Source organism: Streptomyces griseoloalbus, from assembly GCA_014650015.1.
Taxonomy (GTDB): Bacteria; Actinomycetota; Actinomycetes; order Streptomycetales; family Streptomycetaceae; genus Streptomyces; species Streptomyces griseoloalbus.
This window is the reverse complement of record BMUD01000130.1, coordinates 1-602: the sequence shown is the minus strand read 5'-3', so window position 1 is coordinate 602 and position 602 is coordinate 1. Positions and strand designations below refer to the sequence as shown.

At 70.8% G+C, this 602-nt stretch carries 2 protein-coding genes; both read right to left on the bottom strand.

Features of this window, described 5'->3' with window-relative positions; genetic code table 11:
- Positions 1-108: 108 nt before the first annotated feature.
- Complete coding sequence (locus IE178_RS35250; RefSeq protein ID WP_318280433.1) at positions 109-315, bottom strand: hypothetical protein; 207 nt, start codon at positions 313-315, stop codon at positions 109-111.
- Positions 312-602: hypothetical protein (locus IE178_RS35245; RefSeq protein WP_193515097.1), on the bottom strand; the 291-nt coding region annotated here is incomplete at its 5' end. The genes IE178_RS35250 and IE178_RS35245, both read right to left, overlap by 4 nt.

The window sequence follows — 602 nt, the reverse complement described above, 5'->3', positions numbered from 1 at the left end:
CCGGGTACGAGGCCCACTCGATGGAGTCGTGAGGAGAGGTGATCGTCTCTGCCAGCGCCCGGGTCTCGTCGTCCACCTGGGTTGTGGCCGTGCACCGGAGGCCGGGGTTCATCGTGCACCTCCCGGGCGGGTGTGCGAGCAACGACGCATCTCGATGTTGCAGTCGGTCACACGCGTCCAGTCGCCTTCCGCCCGGGCGGCGGTGCGCTGGACGGCCAGCTGCTCGCAGCGCCCGCAGCCGGGCGCGGGGTCTGGGGTGGGGAGCGGGTCGCCCAGGTGGGGCGCGTCCTCCATGGTCTTCACCGGCTCGGTCACTGCCCGCCCTCCCTCATCAGCCTGTTGGCCGCGATGGCGAACGGACAGTTTGGCCCCCGCCAGCACTCGGCGCACTCGCGGCTGTGCAGGAAGAGGGCGTTATACGCCTTCTCCCCGACGCAGCGCTTGCAGCCGCGGGGGAACCACTGGTACTCGCGGCCCAGATGCTTCTTCCGGATCGGTCCGAGGTCGACGGCGGTCGCGGGGGTGAGGGCGATGCCGTCCCACACGCATGTCATTCCGCGGACCTGTGCCTCGGCGAGCCCGTCCAGGGGCGGCAGGATGAT